Source organism: Haladaptatus sp. DYSN1 (assembly GCF_029489995.1).
Classification (GTDB): Archaea; Halobacteriota; Halobacteria; order Halobacteriales; family Halococcaceae; genus QDMS2.
This window is the reverse complement of record NZ_CP120470.1, coordinates 1,030,070-1,048,165: the sequence shown is the minus strand read 5'-3', so window position 1 is coordinate 1,048,165 and position 18,096 is coordinate 1,030,070. Positions and strand designations below refer to the sequence as shown.

Below are 18,096 nucleotides of genomic sequence, written 5' to 3'. Positions count from 1 at the left end.
CGGAAATCGTACCCGTTTGACACGAACGCGGCCGTCAGGCTTCGAGAATCTCGTCTTCGTCGAGCGCGGGAACTACGAGCGACCCGTCGAAAACCGTGATGGCACGCCCACCAACTCGAATCTGGTCTCCCACGCGCACGCGGACTCCGCCAGGCCGCTCGACGAAGTGGCCCTGCTCGAACACCATCTCGTCGGGCATGGAGTCGAACGCGCCGAAGTGCCGGAGGTACGCTCCCGTCGCGCCGCTCGCCGTGCCGGTCACGGGGTCTTCGGGAACGCCTGCTCGCGGGGCGAACATCCGCCCGTGGAGCGTCGAGTGGGCGTCCAGCGCGTCGAAGGTGAACGCGTAGATGCCAGCAGTATCGACCCTCTCGCTCAGTTCTTCGATTTTCGCCATGTCCGGCTCCGCGTTGCTGAGGTGTTCTAAGAAGGTGACGGGGACGACGAGGAATGGAAGCCCGGTGGTGGCGCGGGCGAGTGGTAGTTCGTCCTCGATGTCCGTGAGCCCCGCCGGGTCGATGCCGAGCGCCTCCGCTACCGTCTCGTAGTCGACGTCTACCTCGCGAATCTCCGGCTGACTCTGGGTCATCCAGATGGTCCCGTCTTCCTCCACGTCGATGTCGAGGACGCCGACGTTCGTTTCGAGCGTGTGGGTTCCCGGGTCGATGGCACCAGCCTCGTGGAGGAAGGCGTGGCTCGCGATGGTCGCGTGGCCACAGAGGTCCACCTCCTGGCGGGGCGTGAAGTAGCGAATCCGCCGGTCTGCACTCCCGGTCGAGAGCAAGAAGGCGGTTTCGCTCGCGTTGAATTCGCGGGCGACCGCTTGCATCTGGGCCGCGGAGAGGCCGTCGGCGTCGGGCACGAGGCCCGCCGCGTTGCCCGAAAGCGGTTCGTCTGTGAACGCATCCACCAGCAGCGCACGACGTGTCTCCATAGCCCATCCGTCGGCCCCCCGGGGTATCAAGTCTGCGCCGCGGACAGTCCAAAAAAACGGCCATTTTATTTATTAGATATTAGTCCAGAAATTTACCGAGGACAGCCGTATGAGCCTCACAGACAAAATAAAAGGCCTCGTCCCGAGCGGCGAGGAGAAAGTCTACAGTTACCGGTGTCTCGAATGCGAAACGGAGTTCGAATCGCCGGAAGCGCACATGGCGAAGGTCGAATGCCCCAACTGTCACGCTCGGGGCGGCCGGTCCATCGTCTGAAGCCGCCACCGACACGCTCCCGTGGTGGCGGGAGACGTGGCGTCGAACCTGGCGGTACACGTCCCCGTTTTTCGAGCTGGCACGCAGACAGTGCGCCTCGCGCTGATTCATACCACTTAATTGTGCGCGACCCGTCTGCGGCGGTGGTGAACATCTAGTATGGGCGACCTGCCGGACGAATTCAAGTGCACCATCACGAATTGGGAGTACATCTACTCGCTGTGCCGAGAAGTGAGCGACGAGGTCAAAGCGGCGCAGTTCGAACCCGACGTGGTCGTGGCACTCGCCCGCGGTGGCTGGTTCGCGGGTCGTTGTATCTGTGACTTCCTCGGGCTCGACGACCTCACGAGTTTGAAGATGGAACACTACGTGGGCACGGCCCAGAAATCGGGCACGCCAGAGGTGCGCTACCCGATGCCCGAAGGCTCCGTCGAGGGCAAAGACGTGCTCATCATCGACGACATCGCCGACACCGGCGGTTCCATCAAGCGGGCAGACGAGTACGTCCGCGAACGCAACCCCGGCGAAGTCCGCACCGCGACGCTCCAGTTACTCGGCACGAGCGAGTTCGAACCGGATTACGTCGGCGAAAAACTCGAAGAGTGGGCCTGGGTCGTCTATCCGTGGAACTTCATCGAGGACATAATCGACCTCACGAGCGGCGTCATGGTCAAAGCCGGTCAGGACAGCTACACGGCAGAGGACGTCCGCCACTTCCTGAAAGAATATCACGAGGTAGACCGCATCGAGATGGAAATCGCCCAGCCGAATCGACTGCCCGAAGTGCTCTCGGAGATGGAGCGTCGCGGCGTCGTCGAAGCCACGAGCGCCGGCAAGTGGCGACTCGCGGACCACGAAGACGCTGGTGTCTAGGTGAATGAGTTCGCCTGCGCTATCCGCGAAGTCGAGCTGGAGAACGGATAGCGGCGGCGCGTCGTGCAGCGCAGGGCGAGGGAGACGGGGTGTGTGACCGATGAGTCTGCTCTCCATTTTCGCGACGGCCATCTTGCCCATCGTCTCGCTCGCGGGCCTCGGATTCCTCCTCGGCAGAGTCAAGGACGTCGACACCGGTCCGCTCAACACCGTCGTCGTCTACATTCTCGCGCCGGCACTCGTGTTTCACAGTCTCGCGACCACGACGCTCGGCGGCGACACCCTCGTCCGCGTGGTCGGCGGTGTCGCCGTCTACCTCGTCGCGATGGTCGTCATCGGCGAAGCCGTCGGTCGCCTGTTCGGCCGGTCGGAACCGCTCCTCTCCGCGCTCGTCCTCGTGAGCGCCTTTCCAAACTCCGGGAACTACGGCATTCCCGTCGCCGAGTTCGCCTTCGGCGCGACCGGTCGGAGTACGGCCGTCCTCTTTCTCGCCGCCCAGAGCGTCCTCATCTACACGGTTGGCGTCTACATCGCCTCGCGAAGCGGCGGGAAAGACGGCTTCGCGGGCGTGAAACGCGTGTTGCGCATTCCACTCGTCTACGCTGTCATTGCCGCGCTCGCCGTCCGGTATCTCGGCGTCGTCCCGCCCGCAGAGACCACGGCGATGACGACGCTCAAACTCGTCGGCGACTCTTCGATTCCGCTCATGTTGCTCATCCTCGGCATCCAACTCGCGAGAACGAACTACGGGGCCGCGCTCCGGCGGGCCGGGACGGCGAACGTCCTCAAGATGGTCGTCGCCCCCGTCGTCGGCCTCGGCGTGGCCTTCGGGCTTGGCTTCACCGACCCGACGGTGGCGAAGGTGTTCGTCCTCGAATGTGCGATGCCCGCGGCGGTGACCCCGCTCATCCTCATCTCCGAGTTCGCGAGCGACCAGCAGATTGGCAACATCGCCGTCGCGGAGTACGTGAGTACGGTGGTGCTCACGACCACGCTGGTGAGCGTCCCGCTGCTCACCCTCTACATCGCGCTGCTCGAAACGGGCGTCCTGTTCTGACCGCGGCCGTATTCGAGAGCCGGGAGAGGCGAGAAAGCGGATACTTTAGGTAAAACGCCTCCGTGGGTGCGAATATGATTGGCTTCATCGGCGGCAGCGGAATCTACGAAGCGCTCCCGCTCGAAAATACCCGCGAAGAGGTCGTAGAGACGCCCTATGGCGAACCGAGTGCACCCGTCACCATCGGCGAGTTCGGCGACACCGGACGCGAGGTCGCGTTCCTGCCCCGCCACGGGTCGAAGCACGGTCGCTCCCCGACGCACCTGCCCTACCGCGCCAACATCTACGCCTTCAAGAAACTCGGCGTGAAGTACATCCTCGCGAGCAACGCCGTCGGGAGCCTGAAATCCAGTCTCCACCCCGGCACGCTCGTCGTCCCAACCCAGATTTTCGACCGGACGAAACACCGCAAATCCACCTTCTTCGGCGACGGTATCGTCGTCCATCAGCCAATCACCGAACCGTACAGCCCCGAACTCGTGAGCCACCTCGCCGACGCCGCGAAGTCGGTCACCAAGGCCAAGGTCAAAGAAGGCGGCACCTACGTCTGCATCGAGGGTCCGCAGTACTCCACTCGCGCCGAATCCGAGTTCTACCGCGCCCAGGGCTGGGACATCGTCGGCATGACTTCGATTCCGGAGGCGAAACTCGCCCGCGAGGCGGAAATCGCCTACGCCACCGTCGCTGGCGTCACGGACTACGACGTCTGGAAGAAGGACCACGAGGTCACGCTCGCGGAAGTGCTCGAAAACGCGGAGAAGAATCAGGCGGCGATAAAAGAGACCGTCGAGGAAGCCATCCGCACGCTCCCCGAAGACTTCGAGTGCGAAGCGCACACGGCGCTCGAAGGAACGATTAACACGCCGGCAGACGCGATTCCAGAGGAGACCCGCGACCGCGTCGAACTGCTCGTCTCGGACTACCTGTAGAGCAATCGCTCACGCGGTTTGTTATCCGGCCCGCGAGCCGTGCTCACCGGCCCTTGTCACGGACGTACTTGAGCGCCCGAAGGAACTCGTCGTGGTCGACCCTGCCCTCTGTCTCCTTGAGTCGCTCCTGAAGTTTGGCTGGCGTCATGCTACACAATAACTTACACGGTTTTCCATTATAATTGTGTCGCCGCTAGCAGGATTCACACCCAACCGCAGGCTACATCTCGAAGAAGAGTTGGATATCGTCCAGGACGGCCCCGCCTGCGGCGTCGTCTGGAACCGAAGAAATCCATCGCAAATCCCACGCTCCCGCTTCGTCGACCTGTGTGGCCTCCGTTATTGTCTCGCCCGCGAGTGATGACGCTCGCATCACGACGTCGTACCCGACAGTCTGGCGCGAACCGTCGCCCTCCGGCGCATAGTGCTTCTTGCGAACGCGTGCGACACCGTCGATGACGACTGCACAGTCTGTGAGTTCTTCGACGCGCCGTGTGGCCACTGCGACCCAGTCTTCACCGGACTCAACGCTGTCGTATGGGAGCGTCATGTGCGGCCCCTCTCGATGGATGAGCAGCAGCACCTCTCCTTCGTCGTTCGTGATGCCGACGATCACCATCCCCTGTATCGGTTCGTACGCGTCGAAGTGGTGTTGATGCTCGACGCAGGGCTTCTCGGTGTACTCTACGTCTGCACGAGTTTGCAACGAAGCAGGGTCAGAAAGCGCGTCCATGCCATTCGACGAACACGAACGGGTCGGATAAATCCTCGGCTCAGTCCGTCTCGGCCACCGCGTCGCTCGCACTCGCGACTGCCGGCGGGTTCTGAATCCAGAGGTCGCCGAAGATGTCCTCCTGTTCCAGCACGATGCGCCCGCGGTGGGCCATGAACAACAACGCGAGGAACGTCGTGACCCGAGAGCCACCGGCGGTCGAAACCTCCTCGAACAGCACCTCGGTGCGCCCGTGGTCGTACTGTTCTTTCAGCATCACCCACACGTCGTCGATGACCTCCTCGATGTGTTCGGTGTGGGCCGTGCCGGTGACTTCCTCTTCGGTGGGTTCGTCGTCCATGCGGAAGTCGTCCGCAGAGCGGTAATCGAGCGTCTGGGTTCCGCGGCGGAAGCCCTTCGGCGAATTCGACGTGTCGTACTGGCGGCGTTCTTTCCACCACGAGCCGCGCTCTGCCTCCCGGAGTTCCCGGACGAGCTGGTCGAGCGTCTGAGGCGTCCCGCGAACCGACTTGCGGTCGAGGCGGCGCTCCATCTCGGCTTCGAGGCCGGCGATGGGGTCCGGACCGTCGAACTCAGGTTCCTGACCGGGTGGCGCTTCCCACGGCTCCATCCACTCCTCTTCTTCGGGTTCCGGGTCGTCCGGTTCGAGCAGCGCGTCGGATTTCATCCGCAACAGGACGCTCGCGTAGAACAGCGCCCGCCCCGAGGTGCGCAGGTCCGCCTCGTCGAGGGCGGCGAGGAACTTGTCCGTGACGTCCACGATGTCGATGTCCCACGGCTCGATTTCACCCTCCTCTGCGAGTTGGACGAGCAGTTCGACCGGTTCGACCTCGTCTTCGGCCTCGACGAGCGGTTTGGGTTCGATTTCAGTCATCTGCGGGCACCTCCTGTGAACTCAGGTCGATGCCAGTCACGACGCTCACGTTGTCGTCGTGCATGGTGACACCGATGGCCCGCTCAGAGCGTTCGAGCATCGCAGACCGGTGGGAGACGACGACGAACTGGGCATCACCAGCGAGTTCGTCCACCATCTCGCCGACGAGGTCCGCGTTCACCGCGTCGAGGAAGGCGTCCACCTCGTCAAGTGCGTAGAACGGCGCGGGGTTGTACCGCTGGAGCGCGAAGATGAACGCCAGTGCGGTAAGCGACTTCTCCCCGCCGGACATCGCATCGAGGCGCTGAATCGGCTTGTCGCCGGGTTGGGCTTTCATCGTGAGGCCGCCGTCGAACGGGTCGGCCTCGTTTTCGAGATGGAGCGTCCCCGAGCCACGCGAGAGACTCGCGAAGATGTCCTCGAAGTTGTCGTTGATGTCGGTGAAGGCGTCCATGAACGTCTCCTTTTTCAGCGACTCGTAGGAGTCGATGCGGTCGTTGATGGCCTCGCGTTCGTCCACGAGCGTGCCCTTCTTCTCGGTCAGGTCGTCGAGGCCGTCTTTGACCTCGTCGTACTCGTCGATGGCGAGCATGTTGACCGGTTCGAGCGCCTCCATCTTCCGCTCCAGACGGCCGATGGTTCGCTTCACCTCGTCGTGGTCGGGAATCTCCTCGGGGTCGTAGTCGCCGACCTGTCCGGCGAGTTCGTCGACCTCCCATTCGAGGCGGTCTGCGGCGCTCTCTGCGCTTTCGAGTTTCGACTGCACGCCGGACACCTTCTCGCGGGCGCTGTCGCGCGTCTGCTTTGCGTCCTTGAGGTCGCCCTTCAGCTCCTCGCGTTCTGCTTTGAGGTCTGCGAGTTCGTCCTCTAAGTCCTCGACTTGCTCCGCTTTGGCTTCGAGCACCGCCTGCTGGTCTTCGATTTTGCCCTCCAACTCGGCGATGCGCTCTTGCTGGGCGGCCTTCTTGTTCTGGGCAGATTCGATTTCGCCGTGGAGGTCCTCGATGGACTCCTCTGCGTACTGCTTTTCGAGGCCAAGTTCGTTGAGGCGGGCGTCGAAGGTGTCGAGTTGGGATTCGTGGTCCTCCTTTTCGGCCCGAATCTCGTCCATCTCCGCGGTGAGTTCCGGAATCTTCGAATCGGCGAGTTCCGACTCCAGTTCGTCGATGTCGGCCTCGATGTCCGCGATGCGCTCGTCGTGGGCGGACAGTTTCTCCTCTAGGGCCTGCATCTGCTCGTTGACCTCTTCACGTTCTGCGTCGAGGTCGGCGATGTCCGCTTCGAGCGCTTCGATGCGCTCGTCGGTGCTGTCGAGTTGCCCCCGAACGCGTTCGAGGTCGGATTCGATGTCCCGCACCTGGTCTGCGCTGTCCGCCTTTCGGTCACGAGCGTCGTCCAGACGCTCCTCTACGTCGCGAATCTCCTCGTTCAGTTCGCGACGCTCGTCTTCGAGACTGGCGATTTTCTCGGCCACGCGTTCGAGTTGGCCCTTGCCAGACTTCGAGAACGAGTAGCGCGACCCACTCGACGACCCGCCGGTCATCGCTCCGCTCTTCTCTACGAGTTCGCCAGAGAGCGTGACGAGGCGGAAGTCACCCATCAGGTCGCGGGCCGTCTCGATGCTGTCCACGACGAGCGTGTCGCCGAGGACGTACGAGAAGATGCCCGCGTACTGCTTGTCGAAGTCCACGAGGTTGTACGCGAAGTCCACGACACCGTCGTGGTTCGGCACGCTCGGCAGGCGGCGGGTGTGCATCTTGTTGATGGGCAGGAACGTGGCGCGACCCGCGTTCCGCCGCTTCAGGTACTCGATGCACTGCTGGCCGACGCCGTCGTCGTTGACCACGACGTGAGCAAGCCGGCCACCGGCGGCGGTCTCACACGCCGTCGCGTACTCTTGGGAGACGCCACCGAGTTGGCCAACGGTTCCGTGGACGCCATCGAGGTTGCCGTTGAGGATGGTCGTCACAGCGCGGCCGTAGGAGGTGTCGCCCGACTCGTCGGCGCGAGCGTTGAGTTCCGCGTACTCCTGCTGGCGGGCGCGCAGGTCTTGCTCTATGTCGTCGAGTTCCGCCTGCAACTCGCGTTTTTGCTGTTTCAGGTTGTCGACGACCTGCGAGATGTTGTCCCGGTTCTTCCGCGCCTTCTCGAGTTCGTCTTCGAGATCTCTCGCCGTCGCCTTGAGTTCGGGAATCTCTTCGCGAACCTCCTCGATTTTTGCTTCCTTCTCCGCCTTCTCGTTCGAGCGCCGGCGCGCCTCGTCGAGCAGGCGGTCTTGTTCGCGCTGGGTGGCGTTCTTCTCCGTCTTCGCCGCCTCCAGCGCCTCGCGTTTTTCGTTGAGTTCGGCCTTCACCTCGTCGTACTCGGTGTCTACGGCGTCGATTTCCGCCTGAAGGTCTGCGAGTTTCGCCTGCTTTTCCTGTATCTCCGCGACGACGGAGGATTTCGCGACCTTCGTCTCGCGTATCTCGCTTTCCAGGTCGTCTACCGTCTCCTGTTTGCGGTCGATCTGGATGAACGCCTCGCGGCGGCGCTGTTCTGCCTCCTGAATCCGTTCTTCTGCGGCGTCGATGGCGTCTTCGAGGCGGGCGATTTCGCCTTTGACCTCCTCGATTTCGCGTTTGATGCGCAGTTGCTCGTCTTCGCCTTTCGTCTCGATTTCGGTGTTGAGGGCGTCGAGTTCGTCTTCGAGACGGACGACGCGACCCTGTTTCTCGTCGAGGTCGCGTTGCAGCGATTCCACTTTCTGCCGGTGGCGCTCGATGCGTTTCTCGGTCTTCGCCAGGTCTGCGCGCTTGTCTTCGAGTTCCGCGGCTTTCAGATAGCCTTCGTACTCCTCTTTCTCCTCGCGATGCCCTTTATATTCGAGGGCAGTTTCGCGTTCGTCGCTTAGCTGGTCGAGGCGGGCCTGTTTCTCCTCGATGCGCAGTTCGGCCTCCGAGATGCGGTCTTTGACGACTTCGAGTTCCTCGAAGGCGGCCTCCTTTTTCGCGTCGAATTCAGCGACGCCAGCGATTTCGTCGATGATGCCCCGGCGCTCGTACGGCGTCATCTGGATAATCCCGGTCACGTCGCCCTGCATCACGACGTTGTACCCTTCTGGGGTGATGCCCGCCTGCGCGAGCAGGCCTTGAATGTCCGAGAGGTTCACGGAGCGCCCGTTCAAATAGTAATACGAGTAGTAGTTCTCGGGCGTCTCCTTTACCCGGCGGCGAATCGAGATGTCGTCTACCTCGCCGACGTTCTCCGTGCCGGCGGCGTTCACGACCTGTGCGCGAGAAAGCGTGGCGTCGCTGTTGTCGAGAACCACTTCGACGCTGGCCTCGCGGGTTTCCTCCCCGCTCGGGTCACCGTCGTTGCCGGGGTTGTAGATGAGGTCGGTCAGTTTCTCGGCGCGGATACCGCGCGTTCGAGCGAGTCCGAGGGCGAACAGCACGCTGTCGATGATGTTCGACTTCCCCGACCCGTTCGGGCCGGAGACCGTGGTGAAGTCCTCGTAGAACGGGATTCGCGTCTTGCGCCCGAAGCTTTTGAAGTTGTCAAGGACGATTTCTTTGATATGCATAGTCGGCGAGATGTCGCGCAGGAGTGGCGCGCGACGCGGCCAGGAATCGAGTGCGAAGCGACGTTACGCGACGATGATGTCGTCGGTTTTGGTCGATTCCTCGTCGGTGTTATCTACATCCTCGCTCTCCTGCCCTTTAGGGGCTTCGGAGGCGTCCTCTGCCTCGGTTTTTCGCGTGAGTTTCCGGTCGAGAAGATCCTCTGGTTCGACCTCTTCTTCGAGCGCCTTGACACGCTCTTTCGTTTCGATGAGTTCGTCGGTGAGTCCGGAGACAGAGGCCTGGAGTTCTTTGACGCGCTTTTCGAGTTCCTCGACGCGGTTGCCGCGAGTCATACTCCTACACGCCGCTTCTACACCCATAAACATACGTCAGACATTGTGACGAAACATGACAGGTTCACAGAGAGTTAGTGGCGCGGGGAGTTCCGTCCCGTTACGCTTTAGCGGGCGGGCGCGGAATTACGGCTAATGACCGCACAAGCCGCCGAGACGCGGGACCTCGCCGTCGTTATCGGGCTCGAGGTCCACGTCCAGCTAGAGACTGCCACCAAAATCTTCTGTGGGTGTTCTACTGCCAACGCGGACGCGGAACCGAACTCCCGCACCTGCCCCGTCTGTCTCGGGCTTCCGGGGGCACTGCCCGTCTTGAACGAGGGGGCCGTGGAAGCTGCCGTTAAAATCGGGAAGGCACTCAAGGCGACCATCCCCGAGGAGACCACGTTCCACCGGAAGAACTACTTCTACCCAGACCTGCCGAAGGACTTCCAGATTACCCAGTACGACGCCCCCATCTGCCAGGATGGCCAGTTGGAGGTGAACGTCAAGGGACAGTCGCGCGTCATCGGCATCGAGCGCGCCCACTTGGAGGAAGACCCCGGCAGCCTCCAGCATGTCGGTGGCTCCATCGACACCGCGGAGTACGTCCTCGTGAACTACAACCGCGCCGGGACGCCACTCATGGAAATCGTGACAAAGCCGGACTTCCGCTCGCCGAGCGAGGTGCGTGCCTTCCTCAAGAAACTCGAAGAAGTACTCGACTACCTCGGCGTCTTCGACTCGACGCGCGATGGGTCGCTGCGCATCGACGCCAACATCTCGCTCGTTCCCGGCGAGGAGGTCGAGGAAGACGGCTCCATCGGCGACGAGGCACTCGCCGCGGCGAACCGCACCGAGGTGAAGAACATCTCCAGTCACAAGGGCGCAGAGAAGGCCCTCGCTTACGAGGTCACCCGCCAGAAAAACGCCGTCATGCGCGGCCGTGAGGTCGAACAGGAGACTCGCCACTGGGACGAGTCCCGCGGCATCACCGTCTCCATGCGGTCGAAAGAGGAGGAAAAGGACTACCGCTACTTCGGCGAGGCCGACCTCCCGCCCCTGCAGGTGTCCCACTGGAAGGAAGAAATCGACATCCCAGAGCTGCCACACGCCCGCCGCGAGCGGTTCCAGGAGGAGTACGGACTTTCCGCCGAGGCCGCCTCGAAACTCACGTCGACTAAGCAGGTGGCCGACTTCTACGAGCGCGTCGCCACGGAGTTCGACCCGGACCTCGCAGCGACGTGGGTCGCGGACAACCTGCTCGGCGAACTCAACTACCGCGACATGGAGATTACGGACGTCGCAGACCGATTAGACGAGTTCGTCCGTCTCATCGAACTCGTCGCCGACGAGAAAATCACGGTCAAACACGCCCAGGAGACGGTCATGCGGACGATGCTCGACGAGGGAATCGACCCGGACACCATCGTCGAGCAAGAAGGCCTCAGCAAGGCAGACACGGGCGAAGTCGAACAGGCAGTCGCGGCGGCCATCGACGAGAACCCAGAGGCGGTCGAAGACTACCACAGCGGTGAGGGAAGCGCACTCAACTTCCTCGTCGGACAGGTCATGCAGAAAACCGGCGGCAGTGCGGACCCTGGAACCGTCAACGAGCTGCTTCGCGAGCGTCTCGACAGCTAACGCAGACGTTCACGATTCTAGATGGGTGGCAATGGGGCTTAATATGTCTCCGTGTCGTATCCCAAACAATGTCAGGGTTGATGCCCTCCGACAGCGACGCTCTCTCGAACCAGGAGGGCGAGCTGCGAACGCTCTGGCTGGACAACGAAGACGCAGGTGACCTGCTGTCTTCACTGGCGTCCGAGACGGCACGGGCGATTCTCACCGAGTTACACAAACAGCCACAGGCCGCCTCCGAACTGGCCGACTCCGTGGGAACCTCGCTGCAGAACGTACGCCACCATCTCACGAATCTCGACGAGGCAGGACTGATACGCGTCGCGGACACGCGCTACTCGCCGAAGGGCCGTGAGATGAACGTCTATGCTCCAGCACAGGAACCGCTCGTGGTCTTTGTCGGACGCGAAGAGAAGAAGGATGGATTCGTCGATTCGTTGAAGCGACTGTTCGCTGCCGTCGGCATTCTCGCCGTCGCGAGCCTGCTCGTCCAGGCGCTCGTCCAGACCACCGTCGTCGGCGTCGGCGGTCCGGGGTCGCTGCCGCGGGTGCCCGATTCGGTTGGGTCCACTGGTGGCGTGCTGTCGCTGCTCGATGCCGTGCCGCCAGGCGCGCTGTTTTTCGCAGGCGGCGCACTCGTGTTGGCGCTCGTAGCGGGCTACCTGTACCGAAACGAGCGTCGCACGCCCAGACGACAAAGAATTTAACGATTAATCGCCCTTTTGTAGACATGTGGGTTCGTGGGGAGCGGTTTGCCGTCTTCGCGCTCGTCTTCGCGACGGTTGCGGTGGCCGTCGCTCCGGGTGCGATTTTCTCAGGAGGTGACCAGTTCGACGGCCCGAGCCCCGAGCGCATCGCCCAGCTCGAAGACCAGTTTCGCCCCTACGAAGACCAGTTCGACCAGCAGATAGACCGCGACGCACAGGTCGTGGTGCTGTTGAAGCAGGGTGCGCCCGTCCCGGAGGGCCACGGGCTGCAGATAGAACGCGTGGAGGTACGAGAAGGCAGTCACTATCTCCACGGGTCGATTCCCTATTCGAAGATCACGACGCTTTCTGCTGACCCCCGCACCGAAACGATTCTCATCGAACATAGACCACGCCTCCCGGCAATCGAAAATCGCGTCGCGACGGGCGTTGTAACCATCGGCGCGACCGACCTCCACGACCAGGGCGTGCGCGGTGACAACGTCACCGTCGGCATCGTCGGTCGCGGGTTCAGAGTGAGCAGTCCGGAAATCGCCGACTACGTTGGGGCGTACCGAACCTTCTCGACTGAGGATTCGGCCCCCGCCGCGGACGCGCACGGAACGGCGGTCGCGAGCATCGTCGCGGACACCGCTCCGAATGCGACGCTCTACCTCGCGGACGTCGGAACCGAGACGACCGCGAGCGAGTACGACCGCGCCATCACCTGGCTGCTCGACTCGGAGGTAGACATCGTCCTCGACGCGGGGAGTTACTTCGACGAGGGCACAGCGGAGTCGAGCATCAACGACATCGCCAACCGAGCGAGCGAAGAGGTCGTGTTCGTCACCTCTGCCGGGAACTACGCAGAGCGCCACTGGCAGGGCAACCCGTCCGCAGCAGACGGGTCGTGGGTGTCGTTCGCAGACGGCGTCGAGGGGAACGCACTGGCCGGCGGTGCGCCGATTACGGGTGAGGTTCACCTGACGCTCTCCTGGAACACGAGCGACGACTACGACCTCTACTTGCTCCGAGAAACCGGCGCACAGGACACCGTCGTCGCGAAATCGACGAGTCGCCAGACCGAGGGCGCTTCGAGCGTCGAACGCCTTTCGGTGATGGTTCCCCAGGGCCAGTACTACGTGGGAATTTACGGACACCAGACTACGGGGAACACCTCACTCGACCTCTTTTCGAGCAAGCGTAATCTCACCTACGCGACTCCAGAGGGGAGTCTCGCCGCACCTGCCACTGCCCCCTCGGTGCTGACGGTCGGGTCGTCTGACGGGCGCGACGTGGCGGCGTTCAGTTCTCGCGGGCCGACCGCAGACGGGAGAAACGGCGTGGACCTCGTCGCGCCCGGCGGCGTCGGCGGCGTCGACATCGCGGGCGTTTCGGCCGGGACGTCGGTCTCTGCGTCCTACGCCGCCGGGTCGGCGGCACTGCTCAAGTCCGCGTACCCGGGACTGTCGGCAGCCGAAATCACCGCGCTGCTCACCGACTCGGCGACGGACCTCGGCGAGGAAGGGGTCGATTCGGAAAGCGGCTACGGCGAGGTGAACGTCTCTGCGGCCTACGAGCGGGCGAAGGAGAAATACGAACCGCGGGAGACGGGCATCGCAACTGGCCCTTAGCTGAAAGGTAGGGTGCTAAGCCCCCTTCCTCAAGGAGCGAACGGAGTGAGCGAGTAGGGAGGGGAGACAGCACCCGCACAAGTTTCAAACACCCTACTCAATACCATTAATACACCCTGTTTCGTACAGTTTTATACATCGTATGGAGTATAGTCCACGCTTCTGATTGTTGCCCAACGAGGAGCAACGCGACACACTGGACTGGACGCGAAACACCGTACGACAAGTGTACAACCACGGCCTCTACCGATTCAACCAACTCGACGAATCCGAGGGAACCGTGAAACAACGAGTCCGGCAAGTCCGCAACGAGCTACCCGAACTCAAAACATGGTGGACAGACCTGAAAGACGTGTACTCAAAGGTCTTGCAAACACACATCGAGCGCATCGCTCGAAACATCGAGAACCCCAGGAAACTCAAAAGCAAAGGCTACAACGTCGGCTCGTTGAACTGGAAGAAACCACGAGAGTTCCGCAGTTTCACGTACAACCAATCGGGCTTCAAACTCGACACCAAGAGTGGCCCAAACGGACGTGGCAAACTTCGACTCTCGAAACTCGGTTGGATTCCAATCCGTCTCCACCGCGACATCCTCGAAAACGCAGAAATCAAAGAGGTGACGGTGAAGAAAGAACCGACTGGTGCGTGGTACGCCTCGTTCTGCATCGACGTAGAAGAACCTGCGAAGCCCTCAGTCGAATCTCTCACCGTTGACGATTGTGTTGGCATTGACCTTGGCGTTCTCAACTTCATCCACGACTCGAACGGTCTTTCCGTTGGACGCCTCGACTTGTCCGACGACCGAGACCGACTTGAACGCGAACAACGAGCATTGTCTCGGAAAGAGTACGAGTCGAAAAATTGGGACAGACAGCGTCGGAGAGTAGCAAAAATCCACGCTCGGATGAACGAGAAGAAGTGGGACTTCAAGAACAAGCTCGCGCACTACTACACGACGCACTACAAAGCCGTGTTTTTCGAAGACTTGAACGTAAAGGGGATGCTCGAAGGCCCACAGAACGCGCGAAACAAAGCCGAAGTCGGATGGCGAGACCTAATCTCCATCTTCAAGCATCACGGTCGAAAGAACGGGTGCTACGTGGTCACGGTCAAGTCAGAACGAACGACGCTCAATTGTGTTTCATGCGAAACGAGTGTGTACAAACCGTTGTGGGTTCGTGAACACTCATGTCCGACGTGCGGATTCAAGACTGACCGAGATTGGAATGCAGCACTCAACGTCCTCTCACGAGGACTCAAGAAACTAGGAGTGGTTCACTCCGAATTAATGCCTGTGGAGACTGCGACTGCTGTGTCTACTGACGGTGGCGAGTCATCGTCCATCGTGGTGGATGCAAGTCGCGTCACAGAAGCAGGAAGCCCCGTCCTCAACGAACGCGTCAGCGCGAGTAGGGCGGGGTAGTTCACTCTGTTTTCCAGTAGAGCAGTCCGAAAATGAGAGTCGCGCCAGCCTCAGAGAGCTTCGAGGCCGCGTCGAGCGGAACCTCCACGAGGTGCTGGACGACCGTCGTCAGGATGCCGCCGCCGTGGGTGTGCCCGCCCGCGGCGAGGAACGCCTGGCCGTGGTTGATGACGGTGTGCCAGAACACCCAGCTGCCGATGTAGGTGACCATCATTGCAATACCGAGGAGGTAGAGTTTCTTGCGGGCGACCAGGCCGTTGAACAGCGCGTAGAGACCCGCGAGAACGACGATCGCGGAGACGGTGAACAGAAATGGGCGCGGGTCGGGAAACGCCCCGGAGTTCAGGTAGTAGGAGACGGCACTCGGCCGTGTGTAGATGAGCACCCGTGGAACGCCGAGAAACAGGTGGATGCCGGCCGAGATGAGAACGAGTTGCGCCGCGATGAATTCGAGGACGCGCACGGTGCCCTTGTCCATGCCCGACTCGTAGACATCGTGGGCTAAGAGGGAATCGATTCTCACTCTCGCGCACGCGAGCGCACTACGCGCACGGGCTCCGTCTGGCGGTTTTTCGGCGAAAAGTATAGAAACGACCTGCGCGTACACCGGGGGTAATGACTGCAATTTCGCGGGGTGTCCCCTCGTGGAGCTGATAATTACGGAGAAGGACATCGCGGCGCGTCGAATTGCCGACATTCTCTCGGGCGAGCACGCGAGCGTCGAGCGCGAACACGGCGTGAACGTCTATCGCTGGGCGGACAAGCGCGTCGTCGGGCTTTCGGGCCACGTCGTCGACGTGGATTTCCCGCCCGAATACTCGGACTGGCGCGACGTCGAACCGTCCGAACTCATCGACGCACAGGTGGTGAAGAACGCGACGAAAGAGAACATCGTCCGCACGCTTCGTCTCTACGCGCGGAAAGCGGACAACGTCACCATCGCGACAGACTACGACCGCGAGGGTGAACTCATCGGGAAGGAGGCCTACGAGCTCGTCCGCGAGGTAAACGAGGACGTGCCCGTCCAGCGGGTGCGCTTCTCCTCGATTACCCACAACGAGGTGACCAAGGCGTTCGAGGACCCGGACGAACTCGACTTCAACCTCGCCGCCTCCGGCGAGGCGCGACAGGTCATCGACCTCGTGTGGGGGGCCGCACTCACGCGTTTCCTCTCGCTCTCGGCGCGACAACTGGGCAACGATTTCATCAGCGTGGGCCGCGTCCAGAGTCCGACGCTCAAACTCATCGTCGACCGCGAGCGCGAGATCGAGGCGTTCGACCCCGAAGACTACTGGGAACTGTTCGCTGACCTGACGAAGGACGCAGAAGCCTTCGAAGCCCAGTACTTCTACGAAGCGGACGACGGCACGGAAGCAGAGCGCGTCTGGGACGAGGCCACCGCGGCCGAGGTGTTCGAGACGCTCAAGGACGTGGAGGCGGCGACGGTCACGTCGGTCAACCGCCGCACGCGAACCGACGACCCGCCGGCTCCGTTCAACACCACGCAGTTCATCCGCGCGGCGGGGTCGCTTGGCTACTCCGCGAAACAGGCGATGAGCATCGCGGAGGACCTCTACACCTCCGGGTTCATCACTTACCCCCGGACGGACAACACCGTCTACCCGAACGACCTGGACGTGCGCGACCTGCTCGAAACGTTCCAGAACCACCGCACCTTCGGTGAAGACGCCAAATCCCTCCTCGAAGCCGAGGACATCGTCCCGACGCGGGGCGACAGCGAGACGACCGACCACCCGCCGATTCACCCGACCGGGGAGATTCCGACGGCGAGCGAACTCAGCGACTCCGAGTGGGAAGTGTACGAACTCGTCGTCCGGCGGTTCTTCGCGACGTGTGCGGACCCCGCGGAGTGGGAACACCTGCGCGTGGTGGCGGAGGCGGCGGGCCTCAGCCTGAAGGCAAACGGTAAACGCCTGCTCGAACCCGGCTACCACGCCGTTTACCCGTACTTCTCGACCAACGAGAATTTCGTCCCGGACGTGGACAAGGGGGAGGAACTCGCGGTCAGCAACGTCCGCAACGACGCCAAACAGACCCAACCACCTCGCAGATACGGGCAGTCACGCCTCATCGAGACGATGGAGAAGATGGGCATCGGGACCAAGGCGACCCGCCACGAGACGCTCGAAAAACTCTACGACCGTGGCTACGTCGAATCCGACCCACCGCGGCCAACTCGCCTTGCAATGGCCGTCGTCGAAGCAGGCGAGGACTACGCAGAGCACCTCGTCACCGAAGAGATGACGAGTCAACTCGAAGCCGACATGCAGAAAATCGCCAAGGGCGAGGCGACGCTGGACGAGGTGACCACCGAATCCCGCGAGATGTTAGAGAAGGTGTTCGCCGAACTCGAAGCCTCCCGCGAGGAAATCGGCGACCACATCCAGAAGTCGCTCAAGGCGGACAAGACGCTCGGGCCGTGTCCCGAGTGTGGCAATGACCTGCTGGTCCGGCGCTCTCGACGAGGCTCCTACTTCGTCGGCTGTGACGGCTATCCAGACTGCACGTACACCCTGCCACTGCCCTCTACGGGCAAGCCGCTCATCATGGACGAGACGTGCGAGGACCACGACCTACGGAACGTGAAGATGCTCGCGGGTCGCCAGACGTTCGTCCACGGCTGTCCGCAGTGTAAGGCAGACGAGGCGGACGAGGAGGAAGACGAGGTCATCGGCGTCTGCCCCGAGTGCGGCGAGGAACACGGCGGCGAACTCGCGATCAAGCGGCTTCGAACCGGGTCGCGACTCGTCGGCTGTACCCGGTATCCTGAGTGTGACTACTCGCTACCCCTGCCGCGGCGCGGTGAAATCGAGGTGACCGAAACCCGGTGTGAAGAACACGACCTGCCGGAGCTCGTCGTCCACAACGGCGACGAACCGTGGGAACTGGGCTGTCCCATCTGCAACTACGAGGAGTACAAATCACGAAACGAAGTGACGGACATCGAGGACCTGTCGGGAATCGGGAAGAAGACTGCCGAGAAACTCAAAGCCGCCGGCATCGAGAGCCTCGACGACCTCAAAAACGCGACCCCCGAGGACGTCGCAGACCAGGTTCAAGGCGTGAGCGCAGACCGGGTGCGTGAGTGGCAGGCACAAGCAGACTGAGGCCGAAGGGGTTTTAGTCAGCCGTTGGAT

General features: G+C 62.0%; 15 protein-coding genes. 9 read left to right on the top strand and 6 right to left on the bottom strand.

The features are described 5' to 3' along the window. Nucleotides 1-34: 34 nt before the first annotated feature. On the bottom strand, nucleotides 35-934 hold the full coding sequence (locus P0648_RS05595; protein ID WP_276248254.1) for a PhzF family phenazine biosynthesis protein: 900 nt from the start codon (nucleotides 932-934) through the stop codon (nucleotides 35-37). Nucleotides 935-1,043: 109 nt separating this feature from the next. Between P0648_RS05595 and P0648_RS05590 the strand changes: the two genes are divergently transcribed. The 4 genes from P0648_RS05590 (at nucleotide 1,044) to mtnP (ending at nucleotide 4,067) form a co-directional block, all read left to right on the top strand. Beyond that, on the top strand, nucleotides 1,044-1,208 hold the full coding sequence (locus P0648_RS05590; protein ID WP_276248255.1) for a hypothetical protein: 165 nt from the start codon (nucleotides 1,044-1,046) through the stop codon (nucleotides 1,206-1,208). Between the two features lie 159 nt (nucleotides 1,209-1,367). Further along, nucleotides 1,368-2,081 carry a phosphoribosyltransferase gene (locus P0648_RS05585; protein WP_276248256.1) on the top strand — a complete coding sequence of 238 codons (714 nt, stop codon included), beginning with the start codon at nucleotides 1,368-1,370 and terminating at the stop codon, nucleotides 2,079-2,081. Between the two features lie 100 nt (nucleotides 2,082-2,181). Further along, complete coding sequence (locus tag P0648_RS05580; protein ID WP_276248257.1) at nucleotides 2,182-3,138, top strand: AEC family transporter; 957 nt, start codon at nucleotides 2,182-2,184, stop codon at nucleotides 3,136-3,138. 74 nt (nucleotides 3,139-3,212) lie between these two features. Then, the gene (mtnP, locus tag P0648_RS05575) at nucleotides 3,213-4,067 is read left to right on the top strand and encodes an S-methyl-5'-thioadenosine phosphorylase (protein WP_276248258.1); all 855 of its coding nucleotides are present in this window, start codon (nucleotides 3,213-3,215) and stop codon (nucleotides 4,065-4,067) included. Nucleotides 4,068-4,287: 220 nt separating this feature from the next. Here mtnP and P0648_RS05570 read toward each other — a convergent pair whose 3' ends face one another. From P0648_RS05570 to P0648_RS05555, 4 genes are all read right to left on the bottom strand, one after another. After that, complete coding sequence (locus tag P0648_RS05570) at nucleotides 4,288-4,800, bottom strand: NUDIX domain-containing protein (RefSeq protein WP_276248259.1); 513 nt, start codon at nucleotides 4,798-4,800, stop codon at nucleotides 4,288-4,290. 40 nt (nucleotides 4,801-4,840) lie between these two features. Then, on the bottom strand, nucleotides 4,841-5,674 hold the full coding sequence (locus P0648_RS05565) for a ScpA family protein (protein WP_277505553.1): 834 nt from the start codon (nucleotides 5,672-5,674) through the stop codon (nucleotides 4,841-4,843). After that, the gene (gene smc, locus P0648_RS05560) at nucleotides 5,667-9,239 is read right to left on the bottom strand and encodes a chromosome segregation protein SMC (protein ID WP_277505552.1); all 3,573 of its coding nucleotides are present in this window, start codon (nucleotides 9,237-9,239) and stop codon (nucleotides 5,667-5,669) included. Before smc ends, P0648_RS05565 begins: the two co-directional genes overlap by 8 nt. Before the next feature lie 63 nt (nucleotides 9,240-9,302). Continuing rightward, nucleotides 9,303-9,572, bottom strand: coding sequence for a bZIP transcription factor (locus P0648_RS05555; protein WP_276248262.1), 270 nt, complete (start codon nucleotides 9,570-9,572; stop codon nucleotides 9,303-9,305). 135 nt (nucleotides 9,573-9,707) lie between these two features. Between P0648_RS05555 and gatB the strand changes: the two genes are divergently transcribed. The 4 genes from gatB (at nucleotide 9,708) to P0648_RS05535 (ending at nucleotide 14,938) form a co-directional block, all read left to right on the top strand. Continuing rightward, nucleotides 9,708-11,195 carry an Asp-tRNA(Asn)/Glu-tRNA(Gln) amidotransferase subunit GatB gene (gene gatB, locus P0648_RS05550; RefSeq protein ID WP_277505551.1) on the top strand — a complete coding sequence of 496 codons (1,488 nt, stop codon included), beginning with the start codon at nucleotides 9,708-9,710 and terminating at the stop codon, nucleotides 11,193-11,195. 68 nt (nucleotides 11,196-11,263) lie between these two features. Further along, complete coding sequence (locus tag P0648_RS05545; RefSeq protein ID WP_276248264.1) at nucleotides 11,264-11,899, top strand: helix-turn-helix domain-containing protein; 636 nt, start codon at nucleotides 11,264-11,266, stop codon at nucleotides 11,897-11,899. A gap of 23 nt (nucleotides 11,900-11,922) precedes the next feature. Beyond that, nucleotides 11,923-13,512, top strand: a complete 1,590-nt coding sequence (locus P0648_RS05540) for a S8 family serine peptidase (protein WP_277505550.1) — start codon at nucleotides 11,923-11,925, stop codon at nucleotides 13,510-13,512. Between the two features lie 166 nt (nucleotides 13,513-13,678). After that, the gene (locus P0648_RS05535) at nucleotides 13,679-14,938 is read left to right on the top strand and encodes a transposase (RefSeq protein WP_277505547.1); all 1,260 of its coding nucleotides are present in this window, start codon (nucleotides 13,679-13,681) and stop codon (nucleotides 14,936-14,938) included. Between the two features lies 1 nt (nucleotide 14,939). Here the strand turns inward: P0648_RS05535 and P0648_RS05530 are convergent, their stop codons facing one another. Next, a complete protein-coding gene (locus P0648_RS05530) occupies nucleotides 14,940-15,461 on the bottom strand; it encodes a hypothetical protein (RefSeq protein ID WP_277505546.1) in 522 nt (173 codons plus the stop codon). A 121-nt stretch (nucleotides 15,462-15,582) separates the two neighbouring features. Here P0648_RS05530 and P0648_RS05525 point away from each other — a divergent pair, with 121 nt between their 5' ends. Then, nucleotides 15,583-18,066 (top strand): DNA topoisomerase I, encoded by a 2,484-nt coding sequence (locus tag P0648_RS05525; protein WP_276248314.1) that lies wholly within the window; start codon nucleotides 15,583-15,585, stop codon nucleotides 18,064-18,066. Nucleotides 18,067-18,096 lie beyond the last annotated feature (30 nt).